General features: G+C 38.4%; 25 protein-coding genes. 19 read left to right on the forward strand and 6 right to left on the reverse strand.

Features of this window, described 5'->3' with window-relative positions:
* Positions 1-13 precede the first annotated feature (13 nt).
* From ACJVDH_RS00375 to ACJVDH_RS00405, 7 genes are all read left to right on the forward strand, one after another.
* Positions 14-331 carry a DUF6706 family protein gene (locus ACJVDH_RS00375; RefSeq protein ID WP_443945599.1) on the forward strand — a complete coding sequence of 106 codons (318 nt, stop codon included), beginning with the start codon at positions 14-16 and terminating at the stop codon, positions 329-331.
* Entirely contained in the window at positions 325-651 is a 327-nt protein-coding gene (locus ACJVDH_RS00380) for a hypothetical protein (protein WP_443945600.1), read from the forward strand. Before ACJVDH_RS00375 ends, ACJVDH_RS00380 begins: the two co-directional genes overlap by 7 nt.
* Positions 648-1,100: a hypothetical protein gene (locus ACJVDH_RS00385; protein WP_443945601.1), complete on the forward strand. Its 453-nt coding sequence runs from the start codon at positions 648-650 to the stop codon at positions 1,098-1,100. Before ACJVDH_RS00380 ends, ACJVDH_RS00385 begins: the two co-directional genes overlap by 4 nt.
* A complete protein-coding gene (locus tag ACJVDH_RS00390; RefSeq protein ID WP_443945602.1) occupies positions 1,093-1,524 on the forward strand; it encodes a hypothetical protein in 432 nt (143 codons plus the stop codon). Before ACJVDH_RS00385 ends, ACJVDH_RS00390 begins: the two co-directional genes overlap by 8 nt.
* 45 nt (positions 1,525-1,569) lie before the next feature.
* Positions 1,570-2,127: a hypothetical protein gene (locus ACJVDH_RS00395; protein ID WP_443945603.1), complete on the forward strand. Its 558-nt coding sequence runs from the start codon at positions 1,570-1,572 to the stop codon at positions 2,125-2,127.
* A gap of 2 nt (positions 2,128-2,129) precedes the next feature.
* Positions 2,130-2,345 (forward strand): hypothetical protein, encoded by a 216-nt coding sequence (locus ACJVDH_RS00400; RefSeq protein WP_443945604.1) that lies wholly within the window; start codon positions 2,130-2,132, stop codon positions 2,343-2,345.
* 82 nt (positions 2,346-2,427) lie between these two features.
* Positions 2,428-2,970: a hypothetical protein gene (locus tag ACJVDH_RS00405; protein WP_443945605.1), complete on the forward strand. Its 543-nt coding sequence runs from the start codon at positions 2,428-2,430 to the stop codon at positions 2,968-2,970.
* A 157-nt stretch (positions 2,971-3,127) separates the two neighbouring features.
* Here ACJVDH_RS00405 and ACJVDH_RS00410 read toward each other — a convergent pair whose 3' ends face one another.
* The 5 genes from ACJVDH_RS00410 to ACJVDH_RS00430 all read right to left on the reverse strand — a co-directional run bounded on the left by ACJVDH_RS00410 (position 3,128) and on the right by ACJVDH_RS00430 (position 6,472).
* The gene (locus ACJVDH_RS00410) at positions 3,128-3,553 is read right to left on the reverse strand and encodes a hypothetical protein (protein WP_443945606.1); all 426 of its coding nucleotides are present in this window, start codon (positions 3,551-3,553) and stop codon (positions 3,128-3,130) included.
* A gap of 128 nt (positions 3,554-3,681) precedes the next feature.
* Positions 3,682-4,083 carry a hypothetical protein gene (locus ACJVDH_RS00415; protein ID WP_443945607.1) on the reverse strand — a complete coding sequence of 134 codons (402 nt, stop codon included), beginning with the start codon at positions 4,081-4,083 and terminating at the stop codon, positions 3,682-3,684.
* A 1,034-nt stretch (positions 4,084-5,117) separates the two neighbouring features.
* Complete coding sequence (locus tag ACJVDH_RS00420) at positions 5,118-5,612, reverse strand: hypothetical protein (protein WP_443945608.1); 495 nt, start codon at positions 5,610-5,612, stop codon at positions 5,118-5,120.
* Positions 5,613-5,630: 18 nt separating this feature from the next.
* Positions 5,631-6,113: a hypothetical protein gene (locus tag ACJVDH_RS00425; RefSeq protein ID WP_443945609.1), complete on the reverse strand. Its 483-nt coding sequence runs from the start codon at positions 6,111-6,113 to the stop codon at positions 5,631-5,633.
* 17 nt (positions 6,114-6,130) lie between these two features.
* The gene (locus ACJVDH_RS00430; RefSeq protein WP_443945610.1) at positions 6,131-6,472 is read right to left on the reverse strand and encodes a hypothetical protein; all 342 of its coding nucleotides are present in this window, start codon (positions 6,470-6,472) and stop codon (positions 6,131-6,133) included.
* A 503-nt stretch (positions 6,473-6,975) separates the two neighbouring features.
* Between ACJVDH_RS00430 and ACJVDH_RS00435 the strand changes: the two genes are divergently transcribed.
* From ACJVDH_RS00435 to ACJVDH_RS00490, 12 genes are all read left to right on the forward strand, one after another.
* A complete protein-coding gene (locus ACJVDH_RS00435; RefSeq protein WP_443945611.1) occupies positions 6,976-11,196 on the forward strand; it encodes a tape measure protein in 4,221 nt (1,406 codons plus the stop codon).
* Positions 11,197-11,288: 92 nt separating this feature from the next.
* Entirely contained in the window at positions 11,289-11,789 is a 501-nt protein-coding gene (locus ACJVDH_RS00440; RefSeq protein WP_443945612.1) for a hypothetical protein, read from the forward strand.
* Between the two features lie 2 nt (positions 11,790-11,791).
* Positions 11,792-13,804: an SGNH/GDSL hydrolase family protein gene (locus tag ACJVDH_RS00445; RefSeq protein WP_443945613.1), complete on the forward strand. Its 2,013-nt coding sequence runs from the start codon at positions 11,792-11,794 to the stop codon at positions 13,802-13,804.
* A 6-nt stretch (positions 13,805-13,810) separates the two neighbouring features.
* Positions 13,811-15,718, forward strand: coding sequence for a DUF5977 domain-containing protein (locus ACJVDH_RS00450; protein WP_443945614.1), 1,908 nt, complete (start codon positions 13,811-13,813; stop codon positions 15,716-15,718).
* A 67-nt stretch (positions 15,719-15,785) separates the two neighbouring features.
* Positions 15,786-16,466, forward strand: coding sequence for a peptidoglycan-binding protein (locus ACJVDH_RS00455; protein ID WP_443945615.1), 681 nt, complete (start codon positions 15,786-15,788; stop codon positions 16,464-16,466).
* On the forward strand, positions 16,466-16,777 hold the full coding sequence (locus ACJVDH_RS00460; protein ID WP_443945616.1) for a hypothetical protein: 312 nt from the start codon (positions 16,466-16,468) through the stop codon (positions 16,775-16,777). Before ACJVDH_RS00455 ends, ACJVDH_RS00460 begins: the two co-directional genes overlap by 1 nt.
* Before the next feature lies 1 nt (position 16,778).
* Entirely contained in the window at positions 16,779-17,582 is an 804-nt protein-coding gene (locus tag ACJVDH_RS00465) for a hypothetical protein (protein ID WP_443945617.1), read from the forward strand.
* 79 nt (positions 17,583-17,661) lie between these two features.
* Positions 17,662-18,033 (forward strand): hypothetical protein, encoded by a 372-nt coding sequence (locus ACJVDH_RS00470; RefSeq protein ID WP_443945618.1) that lies wholly within the window; start codon positions 17,662-17,664, stop codon positions 18,031-18,033.
* 2 nt (positions 18,034-18,035) lie between these two features.
* Positions 18,036-18,254, forward strand: coding sequence for a hypothetical protein (locus ACJVDH_RS00475; RefSeq protein ID WP_443945619.1), 219 nt, complete (start codon positions 18,036-18,038; stop codon positions 18,252-18,254).
* A complete protein-coding gene (locus ACJVDH_RS00480) occupies positions 18,254-18,505 on the forward strand; it encodes a hypothetical protein (RefSeq protein WP_443945620.1) in 252 nt (83 codons plus the stop codon). The genes ACJVDH_RS00475 and ACJVDH_RS00480 overlap by 1 nt, the downstream gene beginning before the upstream one ends.
* Before the next feature lie 16 nt (positions 18,506-18,521).
* Positions 18,522-18,959, forward strand: a complete 438-nt coding sequence (locus ACJVDH_RS00485; protein ID WP_443945621.1) for a hypothetical protein — start codon at positions 18,522-18,524, stop codon at positions 18,957-18,959.
* Between the two features lie 11 nt (positions 18,960-18,970).
* Complete coding sequence (locus ACJVDH_RS00490; protein ID WP_443945622.1) at positions 18,971-19,684, forward strand: SOS response-associated peptidase; 714 nt, start codon at positions 18,971-18,973, stop codon at positions 19,682-19,684.
* Between the two features lie 87 nt (positions 19,685-19,771).
* Here the strand turns inward: ACJVDH_RS00490 and ACJVDH_RS00495 are convergent, their stop codons facing one another.
* Positions 19,772-20,464, reverse strand: a complete 693-nt coding sequence (locus ACJVDH_RS00495; RefSeq protein WP_443945623.1) for a hypothetical protein — start codon at positions 20,462-20,464, stop codon at positions 19,772-19,774.
* Between the last annotated feature and the right edge of the window lie 41 nt (positions 20,465-20,505).

A 20,505-nucleotide genomic window follows, 5' to 3' on the forward strand; every position in this document is an offset into this window, starting at 1 on the left:
AATTAGGTAAGACATGACCCTAAAAGAAGCGTTAAAAACCAAGGCTGAAAACCTTTCACTTAGTTCGGCAAAGATTGAACTTGCATTATTCGAGGGCAACCTTGAAAAGGATGCTGGGTATGATCCGAAAACCATGGGAAAGGCGATTGATCTGGTATATGTAAAGCTTCTTTTGGAATCAATAAGTGTATCAGAGGTGAGGGAGGATGATGTTAGCATTAAGTACACCTCCGACCTTAAAAGCATCGTCTCTGCAATTATGAGAAAGTGGGACCTGACTGATCCATTTGCTATTGCAAAACCAAAAGTAACCCAAAAACAAATATGGTAAGCTTAAGACCGCATATTTTGAAATGGAGCACACTTGATGGTGAGGCGGGCGAAACACCAGAAGGTTATCCTGTACCAGGCATTCCCGGAGTTGAAGTTGAGCAACCATGCAGGTTTCATCCGGACCGAAGCAAGATGCTGAAAAATGAAGATAGCACTGAAATCTTGCAGGTTGGGAAAATCCGATTAAGTAAGGGAGATGCTGTTCCTCATCTATGGGCTAATGTGTTAGTGATCGATGACGCAGGTAACGAAGTTTACTCTGGTACGGTGAAAAACCGTTTTGTTGGGCAATTATCAGGAGGGTGGGTAGAAGTATGATCACCATCACAGCAGATTTTGATTTTAAAGACCTTGACACAATTATCAATAGCGATGTACAACACTGGCTTGATGATTTGGGCACCTCATTGTTTGAAGCTGGCAAGAAAATAATTGATGTTCAGATCGCTAAACCTAAAGGGCCACCTTTTTCAGGAGAGGGATTTGGCAATATTACATACAATCTCCGTTCGTCAATGGGTGTTGGGCTAGTAGTGAAAAAGGTTGTTAAACAGGATTATTTCCCTTTCGGAAAAGGAGATGTAGGTCAAACACATGGGCGGGAACTGTTGAAAACCGTAGCTTCTGAAACTACAGAAGAAATTTGTCTTGTAGTGGTTGCCGGTGAATATTATGGTGTATTCGTGCAATCTAAAGGATATGACGTAATTAAAATGGCCGAAGGGACATTGCCTCCAGAATTTTTAAAAGAATTGCAAAATGGCTAAAGATAGCTTTGATCTGGTTGCCGATGTGCGTGGGTTGCTTAATGTTCCAGCAATAACGACTTTGTTAGAACCCGGAGGTAGAGTAGACCCATCGGTAAAAACTACAGCAAGTACTGTAAAGGGTATCGTGGTAAACTCATTAGGCATAACCTATACACAAGATCAAATTGGTTTCGGAAATATTAATTGTTATGCGCCTGCAATCCCATCAACAATCAATGGTAAGACCGTTCTGTTGCCCGACCAAGCATACCTATCTACTTTAGCGAAACAAGTAACGAAATTGATTGACGGTGTATACGCAAGCACTTTCAGAGTTTGGGTTGAGGAAGGGGCATTGATCTTGCAAGATACCGACGGAAGCTATTTCGCTAACATCAGATTCAGATACCAAAGCATACAAGAGAATTATAAAAACATTTAAAAACCGCCTCCAACCGTTTAGGGTAAAGGCATTAAAACAAATATTATGGCAACATTCGTAGTAGGCGGAATTGAAAAGATCGAATACGCCCCGGCATCCTTAGTCGGAACTGTGGAAACTTGGAAAGAAATTCCAAACATTGCGCCTGACTCGGTAACATTTACCAGAAATCAAGGTACAAAATCATCTATCGTTCCGGAAGACAAAGACGTGGCTTTTATTAATTTTTTCACTCCGGCTGAAGGTGACACTTTGGTTTTGGCAGTATTGGAGCAAAACCCAGAATTGGAACAGGCTTTATTCAATGTTGAATATACAGCGGCGACAACTACTACCAGGTTTAAAGCAAAAGAGAAAATTGCTAATCTAGCTTTCCGTATCACTTGCAGACCGATGAAAGATGGTAGAAAAGCGCAAATCACTATGTTCAATACTGACACCCAAACAGGTTATGCAAATAACTTGACAAAGACGGATGCTCAGCGTTTAGCGTTAACCGCAACATTGGGCACTTATCGAAAAGCTGGTGATACTGAAGATTTTGTGTATGATAAAACATTTCTTACGGCAGCTGGTGCAGCTATTGACTCAAGCGGTTCGTAATCATGAGGTGGGTTAAGTTTAACAGAGCCCTTTTTGTAGAAGCTACAGGGGTAGAGCATAAAGCCGGGGATGTTGCGGAGGTTAGCGATGAGTTTGCCAAACGGCATGGCGATGACGGAACTGGAATAGTCCAGCAAACAGATGAACCTGTTCCCGAGGTTAAATCGCTTAAAAAAACTAAAGTTAAAAAAGAGGAAGCCGCACTTTCAGAAGAATAAATTCCAATCGTTCAGCGCAAATCCACTGAAAATTAAACAAAATCCCTCTACAAGTTAGGGGGATTTTTAGTTAAAAACACATATGCAAGACAACGAAATTTTACATGCAATTACTGAGACAATAACAGATAAACCTGTGTATACAACCACGGTAAGCATTAAAAGACCTGTACCCATTCCGAAAAGATCTATTTGGGATAGGTTAAGAAAAAAACCGATTATTAAGCAAGAAACAGAACGAACGTTCACGATCAATCCTTGTGTTGTAGGGAACATGTATCGAATTGCTGGTAAAGCTATAGATTTGCCTGATGAAGTATTTCAAGGGACAATATCAGAAGTAGTTTTACCACTTATTTATAAACACATCAATGACATAGTATATATCATTGCAGCTGGTATCCAAAATGATCGGGATGAACCAGACCAAGAGCTTATCAATTTCATTAAGGACAATTTTGAATCCCAAGATTTATTTGATGCTTTACAGCCTGTTTTAGAAAACATAGGTATGCAGTCTTTTTTGAATACTATTGCCTTGGCGAAAGGTTCAGTAAAAATCCTAAAACCAAAAGCAAGTCCATTAGACGGGAGCGAGTTGATAGCCTCCCACACAGCGGTATAGGTAGCGCAGTTCGTTACTTTAAAGGAGGTTTGAATTTGGATGATCTTCTTTGGAAAACCAGCTGGAAGAATTATACGCTATACTTGGCGGCAATTGATAGCGAAGACGAAGAAGATGTTGCACCGGTATTAGAAACTAAAGATGCTGTCGATCTATTTTAATACCCAGTAGTGTCGGAATATTTAAAATGAGTGTCAAAGTACGTTTGGCACTCATTTAAGCTTTTAATTTGATTCCGGATATTGACATTAAACGTTTCGTAGTTCTGTTTTGAGAATTGTGTTTTTGAGATCATATCATATGTGGATTTAGAAAGTTCGCGATCACGCATATCCTCCAGGTAATGGATAAAATTATCTATGGTTAAGCCTCTATTATATGATCTTTTTCCGTTATCGCCTTTGGAAGCAAAATATTTAAGATCAGCTATTAAATTATCGATTAATCTTTGAGAGGTCATAAACTGACCAAGCATATCCATTCTGGTTTCATCCAAATCTTGTTTGGGTTGAATATTCACTTGATAGATCGTATAGCCAATACCAATAATAGCGCATATCCCGCCTATAATTTCCCAGCTCATATATTTTGGTTTTAAAACCTACAATATAAGAAATGGATAAAATAGTTCACTAAATATTGATACGCTTTTTTTAAATTAACGTAGTAGACCATTTAAAATTTAGTATTCTGTAGCTTCGCTTTGCCTAATTATTGAATTGAAATTCGTCTTCTTGTAAAATTACAGCCAACTATGCCAATGCATAAAGCAAACCACCAGATGTGATCATCTATTGGTACATTACAAGCACGAGTGAATGGTGCTGATACACTTGCATAGTATAAACCGGTTTTAGTAACCTGCCCATCAGTAACAGTGCAACTTCCCGAAGAAGTTCCATAAACTTGTATATACGTATGCGGACCGCAGGTGCCTGTCCAATTTACAAAGTTGTATCCGTTACCGGGTGTAAAAGTAGTAGCGCCAGATGCAGTTGGACGATTGAAAACTTTATCATACTGATCATATTTTGCGATAAGGCATCCTTGGCTATAGCAGATCTGAAAACTTATACTTACTAGAATTGCCGTTAAAACAATACTGCATTTCATTAGGAAGAATCTTATAATTTATCTGATAAATAATTCTTTCATGGATTCAGCCAAAATGCCTTCATATGATAGCGCTATGAGAATTGCGATTCCGAATAGAATGGCAACCACTAGTTTGACCTGTCTAAAGAGATTAGAATACTGGTCAGCAAAGCCAGTTTTCAAAACTAGCCTGTTGTAGGTAGATATTATTAAATTCATGATAGGGGATAGATCAAAAAATCAAACATCATTATTAGAACAATGTTTAAAATAAAATTATTTGTTATACAAATGTTGTTCTGATATACGACGCATTCGTAGAATAAATAATATACAAAGGTAATTGTCGGTTAGGTAATTTAATCGTTCACGGAATCTGAAATAGGATAAATTTACACGAAACCAATTTCTGCTTACACAAAAGGCTACGTTTTATTACACAAATTTGAGTAGGGCATTTGATATTTTAACTATCAATGCCTTTTCATAACTCTTGAATTAGACGAGTGTAAAACCAATGGTTGTATGTTTTCTGATACACCGTTTTATAACTATGTATCTTTGCTGGCATGTCTATCTCTTTGCGGTTATTGGCCACGCTATTTGTGCTGGCATGTACTTTTATTTCATGTTTTTCTCAGACCGGATGTTACGTTCCAGTGGCAGGTAGTGCCGGCGGTACAGAAGCGAAGGTATATTACATGCAACAACCAGGAGCAAATACCAATCCCGTAAGGTATTATTCAGTTGATTACTTTTATTATGAAAATTGCGTCGCAGGATCTACGACACATGCAGTTAATCAAGGTAACACAACAACCCCTTCAACATCATGTTATGTTCAATATAAAGGCAGTGGCAGTTATACAAATTCAGGAAGCTACATACAAAATGGCCGTCTAATTAATTACAGTATACAACAATGCCCACTTGATTCAAACATAGTGGTAATGGTACTCGGATTAGCAGGATTTGTGGCGGTTAGGCGCGGATTAGTATAAAAAAAATCCCTCGCTTGTGGCGGGGGATTTTTTAAATGGATAAAAAGTTTTTTAGCTGGCTTTTTTCTGTTTAATAACATTCATTATTTTTAAAAGCTCTCTTCTAAAAAATGGTTTTGCACTTTTAGGTGGTTTACCTTCAATTCGACGAACATCATCTATAAAACAATGAATTTCACAATGAGCGTAGTTACACTCTTTTGGATCATATACGACACTTAATCTACAAACAGAATCCTGCTTTCCATTTTGAAAATTAAACCTCATGTTTTTTGATATTTCATTTATAGGTAATGAAATAATTCCGTGATCGTCAAATATTTTGCCGTCCTCATTAATCAGTACATCTTCTGCAACAGACAAAGAAGATCTATTGTGTGAGTCATTAGTTAGGTGAAATATTCTTTCCAATACCTTCAAATCTAAATCCAAAAGATTGCCTATTAAGAGCTCATTGTGTCTCCTGTAAATTAATTCACCATTAACAAATGGCACGTCTATTGGCTTACCCTCCATACAAAGCGTTTCAGGAATACCTAATTCCAAACAACTCTGACACGACATTTAAGACAATAACTCCTTCAATTTTTTTAGTGATTGACTGAATGTAAGATCCCAGCCTTCTGGATTTTTAGCCGGTTCTTCTACATACAATGCTGCATCTCCTTCGTTATCAAATTGTAAATGAATGTATTTATTTACGTACATCATTTCAAATGCAATCCCACCCTCTTGTATCGGAGATATACTTTTAATACCTAACTTTTGATCATCAACTATTTTGAAGCTCCTGATTATTGCTTGAATACAATTTGCATCAGGTTGGAGATAATTTTGCATCTCTGCTTCAAATAATACATCAATTAGTTTAGACTTATATCTCTGTACTATTGGTGAATTAATATCAAACCTATTAATATTTGTAGTCGGTTTGTTAAATCGCTTTAACGTACTGCCCTTCGACGGTGTATGTTTGACAATGCATTGAACAGGTCGTTTTGTTGCTTCCGCTGCTAAAGCATCAGCACTAATCATTGGTGCGTACATAATATTCCGTTTATCTACTATTGGTCTTGACTACTATCAAGCTCTTTAATCTTATTTCCTAACCAAACATAAAAACTCTTGGCGGTATGCAAGTCAATATTTATTGACGAAACAATCTCCCTGACTGTATACGAATCATAATTGCCTCTTGATTTTTCCTCGCCAATTACCTTACCAGTTTCCGGATCAACATTTAGAATAACTTCCTCTGGTAAATTTACCGATTCAGTGTAAAAGTTCATGCTTATATTTGACGTCGGAAGAACTCCTCCAAATACGCCATCGATACCTATTGCAACCGTATTTTGAGATTTTACGTATTTAATAGAATGCTTCTGGTTCTTAGCTTCTTTGCTCAATTTTGTATTAGTTTTATTCTATTGGTATAAACCAAAGTTATACCATTTTTCTGTCTTTCCCTTATCCTTGATGCTGCTATTTGTCTGTCTCTCCGTAATACTGCTTTATCTTATTTTTCCTGTGATGATATTCTTTCTCGTTCTGTTGTTGCTTATACTTTTTGTTTTAACGTAGTTTTTCTGCTCTATGTTTAACGATCGCGATGCGATTAGTGTATTGTTGTGATTGTACAATACATATGCGCTTAAATCAAAAAAAAAAATTAAATAGGCTGTAAATATAATTTTCTATTGTAACTAATATATTACAATTATATTACAAGACTATCAACCTTTTAGCGTGATTTCGAAGAAAAAGCGATAAAAATTCTGTTAGATTTTGGACAAAAATGAGGACGAAAAACCGGATATTTATCTTTATAGGTTAACCTACCTATCTTACCATCCCCGCCAAGTAAGCGCGCGCAACATTTACCCCGGCGCGCGCCCGGTATTTTTGCCGTATGGCAAAAGTAAGTAGCAATAGGGGATTGAATTTTACAGCGTCTCTTGATATTACCGAGGCAAAAAGAAACGCGGCAGATTTGAAAAAGGTGCTTGCGGATCTGGGCGTGGTCGCGGCGAAGGGGATGGACACAAAACCGCTAACCGGATATCAGCAGGCGCAAATTGGTTTAAAACAATCGCTACTTGATTCGCAAAAAGAAACTGAGCGCCTTCGTCAGGAATCAGCACGCTATCGCGCAGAATTAGAACAGGGCAGGGTTGCGCAGCAGGCAAATAGAACTGAGCTCGAACGATTGAGAGCTGTTGAGCAACAGTTGAAAAATGATCTTCAGCAAGGTAAAATTGCCCAACAGCAATATAGAACCGAGATTGAACGAAATAGAGTAGCGCAGCAACAGCTATCCGCTACGCTTATTCAGGGTCGAATAGATCAGCAAAATCTGCGCACTGAGATTACGCGCATGAATCTTGCGCGCAGGCAGGAAGTAGAAGCTGCGCGGGCGGCCAGACGAGCTGAGCAAGAGGTTGCGGGGTCATATAATGAGGCTCAAAAAAGGCTTCAAGCACTTGGGAGAGAAATTAAATCTACAGCTGATGGCTTTAAGCGACTTACTCCTGAACTTCGTGCGAAGATTAAAGAATACAATGAGCTGAATGATGCGCTGAAGAAGTTTGATGCGCAAATGGGAAACCATCAGCGGAATGTAGGGAATTATCGGGGTGCGATAAAATCGGCTGCACAGGATCTATTGGGTTTTGCCTCTGCGTATTTGTCAATTGGTAATGCTTTGACATATGTATTCAACCAAACGTTAGCTTTCCAGCGGATAAAGACGCCGCTTAGTTATATTTTGGGCTCTGAAGGGGAAGCTAACAATAAACTTGCCGAGCTTAAAAAATTGGCAAATGATTTGGGCCTTCAATATTTCACAATAGCCAATTCTTATCGTGCATTTACGGCAGCGGCGCGGGCTTCCAATTTTGATCTTGCGCAGTCCGAAAAAATATTTACCTCAGTAACTAAAGCTTCTGCAGTTCTTGGATTGTCAAATGAACAATTGGAAGGATCTTTATTGGCGGTGCAGCAGATGATTTCAAAGGGAAATGTTCAAGCGGAAGAGTTGCGCGGTCAATTATCAGAAAGACTTCCTGGGGCATTCGCTTTGGCCGCAAAGGCAATGGGAGTTACAGAAGCAGAATTAAATAAGATGCTTCAAACCGGACAGGTTGTAGCGAGCGAGTTATTACCAAAATTGGCTACAGAATTAGACAAGGCCTATGGTGATAAAGCGTCTGATGGAGTCAAAGGTTTAAATGCTGAATTGGGAAAACTGTACACCAATTTACAGTCGTTTGCCGGTGAAGGTTCGAAATTAAGCGAGAATTTGTTTGAGCCTATAATTCGCGGGGCAAGACAGGTTATAGAAGAATTAACCCAATATACAAGAGGTAGCTTTATGGAAAACGTGAGGTATGCCTTCACCTTTTCGAATTCCGGACTTGCCAATCAAAGGCGAGCTTATGATCTCCGAGATGTTCGCAAGAACAATGAAAATGCCCAATCAGAAGCAGAAAAATATTCTATTGAAGGAAAATCTGTCGGCGATCTAAAAACCAAATATGATCAGCTTACGATTACCATGCGGAGTGCGGTTAAAGCGCAGAATGATTTTAAGAAAGGGGTGGCGGATGGAACGTTGAAAGAAACCAAAGATGGTACCGTTCAGACTTATACCGCAATAGCAAATGGAATCATTGAACAGCGTAAAAGGATAGGCCAGGCTTATGCTATTGCGAAATCATTGGAAAAATCGACAAATAAAGAGATTTCAGATGATGCTTTGAAATCTGTTACGGAGATAAGGAAGCGGATTGCCGAACTAAATAAATTAGCGGGGTCAGCAATTGTAGGAAGTGATATATATAATCGTATTGAAGCGCTTAAAGGGAGGTTGAAAAAACCAGGATCAGATTATCCAGAGGTTCAGGCCCAACGTGCGCTACAAGCTGAAATTGATGCCTTAAATAAAAAGGGCCGTAACAAGCAATTGAGCGATGATGAACAGGAACTGGCAGATGTAGACGCGAAGTATAAAAAGCTAACTGAAAAGGCTGTTAAATTTAATAACGACCCGAAAAATAAGGCGAGAGGTCTCCGTGTGGATACCGGTAATTTAGATTATTCCCGTAGTAGTGAAAGAGACGCATTAATAGACAAACAAGCATCTGAAAAACTAAAGGTTACCATTAGCGAGCAGAAAAAGCTATACGAAGATTTCGAGGAATACAAAACTGCTTTTGGACTAGCTAAAGCAAAGGAACGTTATAAAGATCTGATCAATGTTGAAACAACTTATGAACGTTATCTTGCTGGGTTAGAATACAACCTGCATGCCGACCCGAAAGCTAAAGGAGGCGATGAAGATGGATACATCCGAAAGCAATTAGAAGTTGTCCAGGCAGCCACTAAAATAGCCGTAGAAGAAGAACAAAAGCGTACTGATAAGTTGCTAAAGGAATTCATGGATTATTCCCAAAAGCGTGCTGTTCTCATTGAGACATACAACCGGGATTATGCAGCATTGGAAAATAATCCTCAAGAGCAGGCGCAGCGCAAAAAGGTTTATGAAAAAGATCTGAAAGAGCTTGACGATGCTAATGCAAAAAAACTAGATTCCTACCAGGTATTATTTGAAGGTATCGAAAGCCTTTCACGTAAACAGGCCCTTGCTGTATTACAATCCGCCCGTTCCCAATTGGCAAAAGATATTAAGTCAAAAGCCATTGTAGATCCGGAAGAAATTGCCAAAATAAAGAAGTATTTCAACGATGTAGAAAATACCATCAAAGAAGGTTCTGGCAAAGCACTTACAGACCTGGGAAAGCAAATCGAAGATATCGCCGGCTCAATACCCGGCATCAACGACGCATTTAAAGAAGTACTCTCTACTTTAGGCGGCGTACTCGGTCAGGTGGGGAATATTAGGAGGGGATTCTCTGAATTGAAGGTCGCTCAAAGTACTGGCAGTATTACTGGACAATTAACTGCTGGCTTCGGAATTTTTAGCGCAGGAATGGCAATATTCCAAAGTGTTGTTAAGCTATTCGATAGAAGTGAGCAGAGAGAAGCGCAAGCAGCTTATGCAAGGGATTTGCAAAATAAGCAAACTGAAGCCTTAAATAAAGCACTAGAAAGACAAGTTGCTTTACTTGACGATGTTTACGGAATTGAACGTATTAAAAATTATGATGCCGCCATTAAACAAGCCAGAGAAAATCAGGCTAAATACGCGAGTGAACTAACTTCAAGATATGTTTTAACTGGTGACAAAGATTTCGATGAAATTTTAACAAATATCAACAATGGCAATGGAACTGGAATAAAAGGTTTGTTTGCAGACAAATACATTCGAGATAATCAGGCTAAGTTTGATGCACTGAAACTTCCATCTGACCTTAACACCCTCCAACGCCTTTTGGATGAAGGTAAACTTGACGCGAACACGGCGACCATTGTAACCAATCTGATTAAGGCAAATGAAACCGCTGAGCAGTTGATGAATAATCTTCGCGCAGAAAATACCGGTACTACGCTTGATCAAATTGCGGAAGATTTCATTTCTACCCTTACTGATGGGACACAGGATTTCGGTAAAACGTTCGAAACTACTATTCAAAAAAGCATATTGAATGGATTTAAGGGAGAATTGATCCGGAAACAGTTGCAAACATTTTATACTCAGTTCGCCGATCTATCAGAAGGAGGGCTAACCAGTGATGAAATTGAAACGCTTAGAGCATCTTATTTGAAAGCAAGTGAACAAGCTAAACTGGATTTAGAAGCACTTAGTAAAGCAACCGGTATTGATTTGAGCACAGATAGTTCTAAAAACTCTTTATCCGGAGCGTATTCAGCAGCATCGCAGGACAGTATCAACATCCTATCAGGTTATACTGCGGGGGTACGTCTTCAATTAGTAAAGGTTGAAGCAGCAACATTTAATTTGGGTGGTGGTAAATCGCTCGGTGATCTTTATTTGATAGCGCAAAGTAAGCTCGATACATTATTGAGGATAGAGGCCAACACCCTTCGTACGGCCAATAATACTGATCGCCTCGCCAATATAGAGATGGCCGTGGCCCAGGTGGCAAAGAATACGTCTTCTACCGGATCATATAATCCGGCATTGAGCGCTTCAGGGACAAAGGTTCCGTAATGCTTATTTGGCGAGCTTGGTAAGCGTCAATATCGTATACGCGAGGCGCTTACCAATAACTTTGCTTTTAACAGTAAAGTGGTGTTAGGCGAATGGCATATAAATACACATTAGGCGGAGTAGACCTTGAATCGATTGGGGTTTTAGTAGAATCGGGGAGTGCTGATTTTTTGAAGCTTCCGGATATGAAGGATCCGTACAAGTATGAATGGCCGGACAAGAACGGTGTAGATGTGGATTTAGATAATCCGGTTTTTAAGGAAAAGGAAATAACACTCAATCTGGCAATCGTTGCTTATTCAGAGGATGAGTTTTGGCGTAATTACAACGCTTTCTTAAACCTTATCAAGACCCCTGGAACAAAGCGAATGTACGTTGGTGATCTTGGCCGATCTTTTTTTGTGTATTACAATAAAATGAACTCGTTCACAAAGCTTTCGCCAATATCGGGCACAAGTAAGATCGGCGCGAAATACAGCGTCACCTTTAATGAACCAATCCCAAGCATGCTTAAACCATTTGCCTTTTTAACGACAAAAGAAGGCAGGCCAATCACCACAAGTAAAACAAACAACTTAATAAACGTAGCATAAAAATGGCTGAGAATAACGAAAACCAACCCATTGACGAGATTGCACCAGCAACCTCCATCGCGGGCGCAAAGATTTTGGGAATTGCCGCTAATGGTGACACGAACCTTTTTGAAATTAGCGATATCAAAGGGGATTATAAAGGTCTTGCACTACCAGACACAAATCCTGGCGTTCCTGTTCTCGCGCAAAGCTACGACGCAAAGCCGGGCGTGACATACCCTTTATTTTTAGGAACCAATGGCCAGCCAATTTCTATTCCTACGAGCGTAGAAGGTAAACCGGTTATCGCCGCCAAGTTAATATTCAATGGGTCTAATTGGGTTGCAGAATATAATGGAACTGATATTGATTTAGTGGATTACACCAAAACGAAAGATCTACCTATAGTGGGTGGAGGAAAAAATTTAGCAAACTATCAAAGTTATATCGATAATTCTGCAATCGAAGGAAGTACGGGCAATTTGATATATTTAGATGGAGGTAGGGTATCTACCCCAATTAAGGTTAGCTCTAATACAAATTATACATATTCGGGAAATGAATATAGTCGTATTGCATTCAGAGATATGAATTTTAATAATTTAGGAGGTTTGGGCGAAGCTGGTGATCCTCATTCATTTAGGACACCTTTTAATTGCGCCTATGTTATTGTAAACCTTAAAAACCCTGGGGAAACACAGGATAATATTCAATTAGAATATGGGAGTGTTGCAACAAATTTTGAACCTTTTATTGTCGCTTTTAGCCCTGAATCAATACAAGGCGGGATAACTACTACTAGATCGCTGGGACAAGAAATGTCATCTAACTCTGATAAAAATGGGTTATATGTCCTTAATAACGATGTCTCAAATATACATAAAACCGAAGGATCATCTTTAACTTTAAATAAAAATACAAGTCCGTCGCTACAGCAATTAATGCTTGTTTTCAACACATCAAACGAAGGCTATAACCAATTTGACTTAATGACAGCAGGAAAAGTAGACTACACTGTAACTTCAGTTATGGGCTTTTGGATTGATACCACGGAGTTTACAACAAGCACAACTTTAAAATTGTTGTTGTATTTTTTTGACCGAGATATTAACGATATTGGAAATCATCAAGAACTAGAGCTTACTAAAGCTAATTTGACTTCTAAAGGTTATTTTACCCAAAATGGTGCCATTCTTGAAGTGCAAATTAAGGAAGTCATAGGAGATTGGTCATATGTTGAGTATTTGATCAAACCAAATATTGGAATCGTAAATGTTGATTATTTTCGTGTTTATTTTGTTTTAAATCCATTAGTGGCGAATAAAAATTACAATTTTTCTTCATTCACCTTCTTAAATGGTTACAATCAACTCAATGCTTTCTCGACTTATTCCTTGCCGGAACCTACCGTGCTTACCCATAATAATGATAAATGTATCTTTTTTGGCGATAGTATTACTGCAGCAGATCAATATCAAAAGGAAATTCAAAAAAGGTTAGGGATAGTATATAAAAATAATGCCGTGCCAGGGTCATGTGTAACTCCTGGATTCGGTGCTAATCCGTCCGGCGGAGTTTCTTTAGTTGATAGATTAGACGCTGTTAATTCTGAAAATGCAAAAGTGATTGGAGTTTTCGCAGGTACAAACGACTATGGCTATGAAGTTCCTTTGGGGAATATATCAGATACGGATATAACTACATTCTACGGTGCATATAGGACATTGCTAAGCTCTTTACAGACCAATAATCCTTATTCTATTATATTTACAATTACTCCATTGTTTGGGAATAACGGGATGGGTCCAAGTGCCGGAAAAACTAATGAGGAAGTCTGGAATTTAAGAAAGCCATTTGTCGACGCTATTATAGAGCTTTCTAATTTATTTTCAATACCTGTGTTTGATGCTTTTAGATTGAGTGGGATAGGTATTACAAATTATCCACAATGGTTAGCTGACACAATTCATCCGAACGAAGCTGGTTACAAAAAGATTGGTGTGCTATTTAGTTTATTTTTAAGAAATATATTATAGAATACCATGCTCCAGATCAAAAGAGGGAATAATGATATTTTAAGTGTCAATCCTGATATAGCTTCTTTCATACAAAAGCAGCGTAACGGGATTGATTATGTGTCTGTGAGTTTTCCACAAATCACAAATAGCCCCATGGATTTAGATTGGGATGATCATATTGAGGTACTTGGCACAAAGTATTTCATTATTTCCAGACTACCGACAATCAATAAAGAAGCCGAGAGGCGGTATGATTACCAGTGCGTATTTGAGGCTGAGCATTACAAGATGAAGAGAGTAAAATACTTTTTCCTCAATGCGAATAATCAATTGAAAGAAAAGGCTTTTACCGTAACCGGCAACCTTGAAACCTTTGTTGGGTTGTTATTGCTTAACCTTGATCGCGATAATAAGGGAAAATGGGAGATTGGAATTATTGATTCTACTGAGTTTCAAAACCTGTCCTTTGACAATCAAAACTGCCTTGAAGCAATTGCCACATTGGTAAGCGCTTTCAAGACAGAGTTCTGGATGGAAGGGAATAAAATGAATTTTACCAGCAAGTCTAAAGATAGCGGTCTTATTTTTAGTTATGGCAAAGGAAACGGATTATACTCCATGACCAGAGTTTACGATGATGATTTGATGCCAATCACCAGATTATTCGTTTATGGTGGCAGCAGAAATCTTCCTGATGGATACCGAAACTATGCCACATCATTGCAGCGCGATGAACCTTTAGAATTATTAAACAGTGGATTTCCTTTGAATGAGGAGACCGTTACTTTTGATGATGTTTATCCAAAATATTTGGCCACAGTTACTGCCGTTAGCGATGAGTTTACGTTTTGGGCGCAAGACCTCCCGTTCAATGTAAATGATCAGCTATTGCCTGGCGTTACTCCAAAAGTTATTTTCCAAACAGGAATGCTCGCCGGTTACACAATAGAAATATCTTCATATGAACCAATATCAAAGCAATTCGTATTAAAAGAAGTCGAGACTGAGCGTTCAATGAAAGTGCCTTCGGAAATCAATTTTGCAGATGTTGGCGACATATTTATTATTGTAGACATGGAAATGCCGGAAGTTTTTGTAACAGAAGCAGAGGATGATCTTGGAACTTTTGGTATGGATTATTTCAATCTGAATAACTTCAACAGAGCAAAATATACAGTTGCGCCTGATCGCTTAAACTTCAAACAAAGAAACATTCAGTTAACTGTTGGCGATTCTGTTAAACTCATTGACTCTGGCCTTGGTATTGATCGGACGGTACCTATAGAAAGCTTTAAACAATACTTTGTAATAAGTGAATTTTCATATGAGATGCAATTATCTGATTACCCGATTGTTGATTTAGCAACCAGATTAATCAGAGAACAGATTAAACAATCTAATGCAGGAAATCCCAAGCCGCCAATTCAAAGTCCTAAAGTTTACCCGTATACTCGGTCTAAAATTTTCACAAGAAATAATTGCACAGGATCATTAGTTGGATCTCAAGTTGGTTTTTCTCGAAAATACATTTCAAATGTTAGCATGGCAGACGCAGAAAACATGGCGAATTTAGACAATGCAAATTTCGATGCTGCAGGCCAACTAAATGCAAACACAGTTGGTGTATGTACAGTACCAAAGCCTATAAACTTTATCCGGGTTCAGCAGGTAAGTATGCCGGGAGATATCGCCGAGTTTACAATTGTCGCGGACCACCCAGTTAAAAGTGACTTAACTATATTGGTGGCAGTTACAGGCAGTGATTCTGGTATTACGCAAACGGGAACAGCAACCATCGCGGCAAACACAACGACAGCATCAGGATTTACATCCAATTCATCCGGATCATTCTATACTACTGATGAAGGATCTGGCACTATAGCCAATATCAACCCGAACGAAGATAGCGTATACAGATATTCCGGCGCCTAATCTTATCTAAGTTCATTCGTAAATACAAATACCCCATGCAATATAAAGTGTTGGGTATTTTTGGGTTATGGAAGGAAAAGACTTAATCCCATTTCTAAAAAAATACATCGGACGGCCTTATGTTTTCGGGGCGATGGCACCCAAAGACGACGCGAAATACGCTGGCGCTTTTGATTGTGCTGAACTTATTTCATATGGCGTTTTCCAGGTTTACCGTTTTCTTTATGGAACCGATATTCACGATGTAAAAAAAGCCTCTAAAGCTGATGCATATAGCGGATACTTTGGTGTTGATGCACAAAAATTAGGTATAATCATTTCGGTAGAGCAAGCAGCCCGAACTGCAGGAGCAATCCTTGTGCGTTTGCCTACCGGTAGTTCAATAGGCCACGTTGCAGCATCTCAAGGAGACGGTAAAACAGTTGAGGCATACAGTACGAAATATGGCGTTATTCAAAGTAAAGTAGATGGTCGCCGTTGGAGCTACGGAGTTTTGTTACCAGGAGTTCAATACACAGAAAACGCTTTTGTACAAACCAAAGCGCCAATCATTGTCTACCGATTAAAATCGCCATATATGAAAGATGCTTACGTGGGTAAAATTCAAAAAGCATTGAATCTTTCAGTGGACAATATCTATGGGCCAAAGACCCAGGCAGCAGTAGTTGCTTTTCAAAAGAAAAACGGATTAGTTCCGGATGGTGAAATTATGCCTGGTGGCGAAACTTCAAAAGCACTTAGCATATAATGCAAAACCTACCTAAATTAACATTTAGCCAAGCGATGAAATCGCCACCCGTATATATTATGATGGTGGCCATTTCCATTGCCTGGTTTTTTGTGTATCAATTCGCAAATACTTCATCTCAAGTAAACAAGAACTGTGAGTCCGAAAATCAACGACTACGCATTGAGCTTACAAACAAAAGCCGGCAGATGGACGATTTGACTACTGCACTTTTAGTGAAAAACGGAATAATTAATGAAATTAAAAAGGCCACGGACAGCGCCGCGAAAAAGAGTTTCGCAGATGAGGCCAAAAACATAATTCAAAAGTAATATGAAAAACTGGAAGATTTATGCAGTCATATCTCTACTGCTTTTTGCGGTGGCGGCCGCCGGAACTGCTTTATATTTTAAACATCAATTTGATAATAAAGAATTGCTTAATTCAGGCGTGAAGAAAGACATTCAAACTGAGGCATCAATAATTGCAAGGGAAGTTGATAAGAATGGCTTGCAGCACGTGACAATTGAAGCGGCTAAAAATATCGTATCTGTAGGAGATATTGATAAGGTTGCAATCAGTAAAGGTATTATGGATACAACGGCTCTGGCTTTAGGTATTCAAAAACGACAAATTGAAAGTCTTTTATCTATCAACGCAACATTAAAAGCCGAAAATTTAAAAGCCAAACAGATCATATTAACAAATGGGCAAGTGGCTTTTCAATACCAGGATAAATTCATCAAGAATTTACGGTATACTCCGCCGGCGGGGATAGATACGATGGATCACGGTAATTTTGATTTTGCATACAACGCAGATCTGAACATAGTTCAATATTGGAAGCGGAAATGGTTTTTAGGAGCTAAAAAGAGTTACATTGATATTTATTCCAACGATAAAAGAACTACTGTTAATGGTGCTCAACAATTAACAGTTCAACAAGATCAGCCTGATTTTGGATTGAGGATACAGGCCGCGGCAAATTATAACCCGCAAACAGGAGCTATGGGGTTCGGTCCCGCTGCCAGAATAGACTTAGGCCGGTTTAGCATTCAAGGCAATTATACCTGGTATCCACAATCCGATCGGTGGCGGCCATCAGTCAACGCAAACTTTGATTTAATAAGATTTTAAAAGTAGCCTTCCAGATCGGAGGGCTTTTTTGTTAATAACTGATTTTGCGTTTGCTAAAAATATTAGTAAAATTTGCATAATGAAAATCGCAGGCGGATCACATTTGGAAAGTTTTCACGACAAGCAAATGGGCACATTTACTAATATGTCTATTGTCGCAGAAGCAAAGCGGGCAAATTGCTGGCTCTACAATAAACTAACTAATACTTGGTATACACCAGAAGAATTTTATGCTAAATATGCAAATCACCGAGATACAAATATCAATATCCGAACTGTTTTAGAAAATATCTCAATTCGTGACCCGCAATCAGGAATCAAAGCGTATCACAAAGCATTAGCAGAAAAACTTATGCAGATGGAGGTTGAAACTAGATTGCTTCGGGAACGTGGTGAAAGCTTTTCCCAAAAAGTAATCGATTATTATCAAGCGAAAACAAAAAGTAAATAAAGATGAATACAGTTAAAGCAGCAACAGTACAGAGAGATATTAAAATAGGTCCGGATGTTATATCTATTGAAGGCGTGAAAGGTGATGATTTTCTTTATCGTGTATCAATCAACAAATCATTTAAGGGCTATCTACAAAAAAGGGATGGAGTTTATCACCGGCTTGACGGCAGCGATATTCATAACCTGATTTTCGCAAAAATCTGCCAGCACCTTGAGTAATGGCGGCAAGATGTATAAAATTCATTGGTGCTTTTCCAGACGGGGACATTGAAGTAGAATTAACAACTCCAAGCGGAGGCGGTGGAAGCTCGTACCACTTAATGGTTGGGAAATTCTATTGGGGACAGGTTGTTAAATATAATATTGGCTGGAGAGTATGCCTCCAGATTCCTAATCCAGATTATTGCTATGGAGATCTTTATCCTTTGGTAGATATTATTGAGGAGTGGGAGAAAACCAATTTACCATAAAAATGTTGATGTGTGCATGTACAGCTTTCACTTCAATATAAAACCACTTGGATGCCAGATAGATCAGGATTGCATCATCCATATTGATGAAGGTATTTACTATGTACATATTGAGGGCGTTTTTATTGGATCTATGATTCGTGATGCAGATTTTTTTACCACAGATAGTCCCGAACTTAAAGCCTTGCTACCAGATATTCTTCCTCACATTAGCAAGGTATTATCCAGATCAAACTTCCACGTCACATTGAAAGAAATGTTCAATGTGATCATCCGCGCTGAATACACGGATGAAGAAACAATCATGATCACGGTGCGCACCGATACTTGTTTACAAGAATTCGCTTCAGCTATTCAAGATACCATATATGACTTTATCGATTTTAAAGAAAGGATCAATCTGGTAATTTCTAAGAAAGGATTTGATGAAGTGGTGATTGTTGAAGTAAATTGATACTTTCGTACATGTGTTATCGTGTATCGCAAAAAGTTAAAGGCACTGAACTAGTGAAGCATTATAAAGCTCCATTATTTGAAGAGTTGCCAGGTCAGCCAGTATATTACCATGCAAATGGATTTTCGCATCCTGATTTATGGACTTTGGCAAATAACAAAGATGGTGATAAGCAAACTATATCCATGAAGTGGGGGCTAATGCCCAATTGGAAAAAGCCATTATCTGAAATGCTGGCATTATCCAATAACACTTTGAATGCGAAAGGTGAAACAATTTTTGAGAAGCCATCCTTTAAAGGATCCATCATGACCAAGCGGTGCATTTTACCTGTAGATGGTTTTTACGAATATAAGGAAGTCGGCAAAGATAAACTACCATACTTCATTCACCCTAAAGAACAGCCTTATTTTAATTTGGCTTGCATTTACGCAAACTATCAAAACCCTGAAACAAACCAGTGGATCAGATCATTCTCAATTATAACTGGCCCTGCCAATGAGCTAATGGCCGACATTCACAATACTAAGTTTCGCCAACCAATTATCTTGAGCGATTCGCAAATAGATTCTTGGCTAGATCCAAATATCAGTAAAGAAGAAGTTATACATCTTATGGAGCCGTGCGATGATACAGCCATGGCAGCATATCGTGTTGACCGTAATTTAATTAAAATCGGCAATAATCCGGAAGCAATGACGCAGTTTAATGATTCATTATTTTAACCTAATTGAACATAATTTTCACTGTTTTGGTTCAAATATGTTACAATTTAAATATATTTAAAATTCAAATATCTGATTTTTAAATGATTATGCATATCTCAACTCTTCTTTGTATAAAAAAGGCATCGCCGATGAGTTTTTACGGGCCTGCTGCTCGTAAAACAGAAACAAAAGTTCTTTGATTTTTAGCTCGGTAAAGTATCGTTTGTATTTCCCGCTGTAAGTGTTTCCGCAAAGGCTGGATAAAATTCTATTCATCTCCGGACTTATCGCCAAGCCACATTTATTTAAAGGATATGGTATGTTATTTTGAACGCAGCTGCTTAACTGATCATTAAAAATATTTCTTCCATAAATAGCATTTAAAAAAAAGTCTCTAGATAAAATGATACAGACGTATCGCACATTGCTATTGCCACTCATTTCAATCTGGTTTAAACTGTTTTGCTGAAAATGACAACGCATAAGACCTTCATCCAAAATAAAATCGTTTTGTTTTTGCGAATCTATAACACGGGAATGCCCTTGAAAAAAGAAAGAAAGCATCACATGCCCGCCATGCACAGCAAAACAATCGATAATCTTTTTTTGGGTTTGCATGCTGGTTTCAACAATACAAAATCCGTTGCCGTAAAACTGCCGACTTTTAAAACTGCAATATCCGTCAATTACATTTTCAGAATGCTGTTCATAAAATGATTCCTCATCATTGGACTTTGCGTTGGTGGTGATTTGGAAAATATATTTATCGGAACCGACAATTTTTGAATAGATACGCATTTCTCCCTCAATAATGTTTCGAAATTTATTGTAGGGATGTG

Origin of the sequence: Pedobacter terrestris, assembly GCF_052343045.1 — a bacterium.
In the GTDB taxonomy this organism is placed as follows: Bacteria; Bacteroidota; Bacteroidia; order Sphingobacteriales; family Sphingobacteriaceae; genus Pedobacter.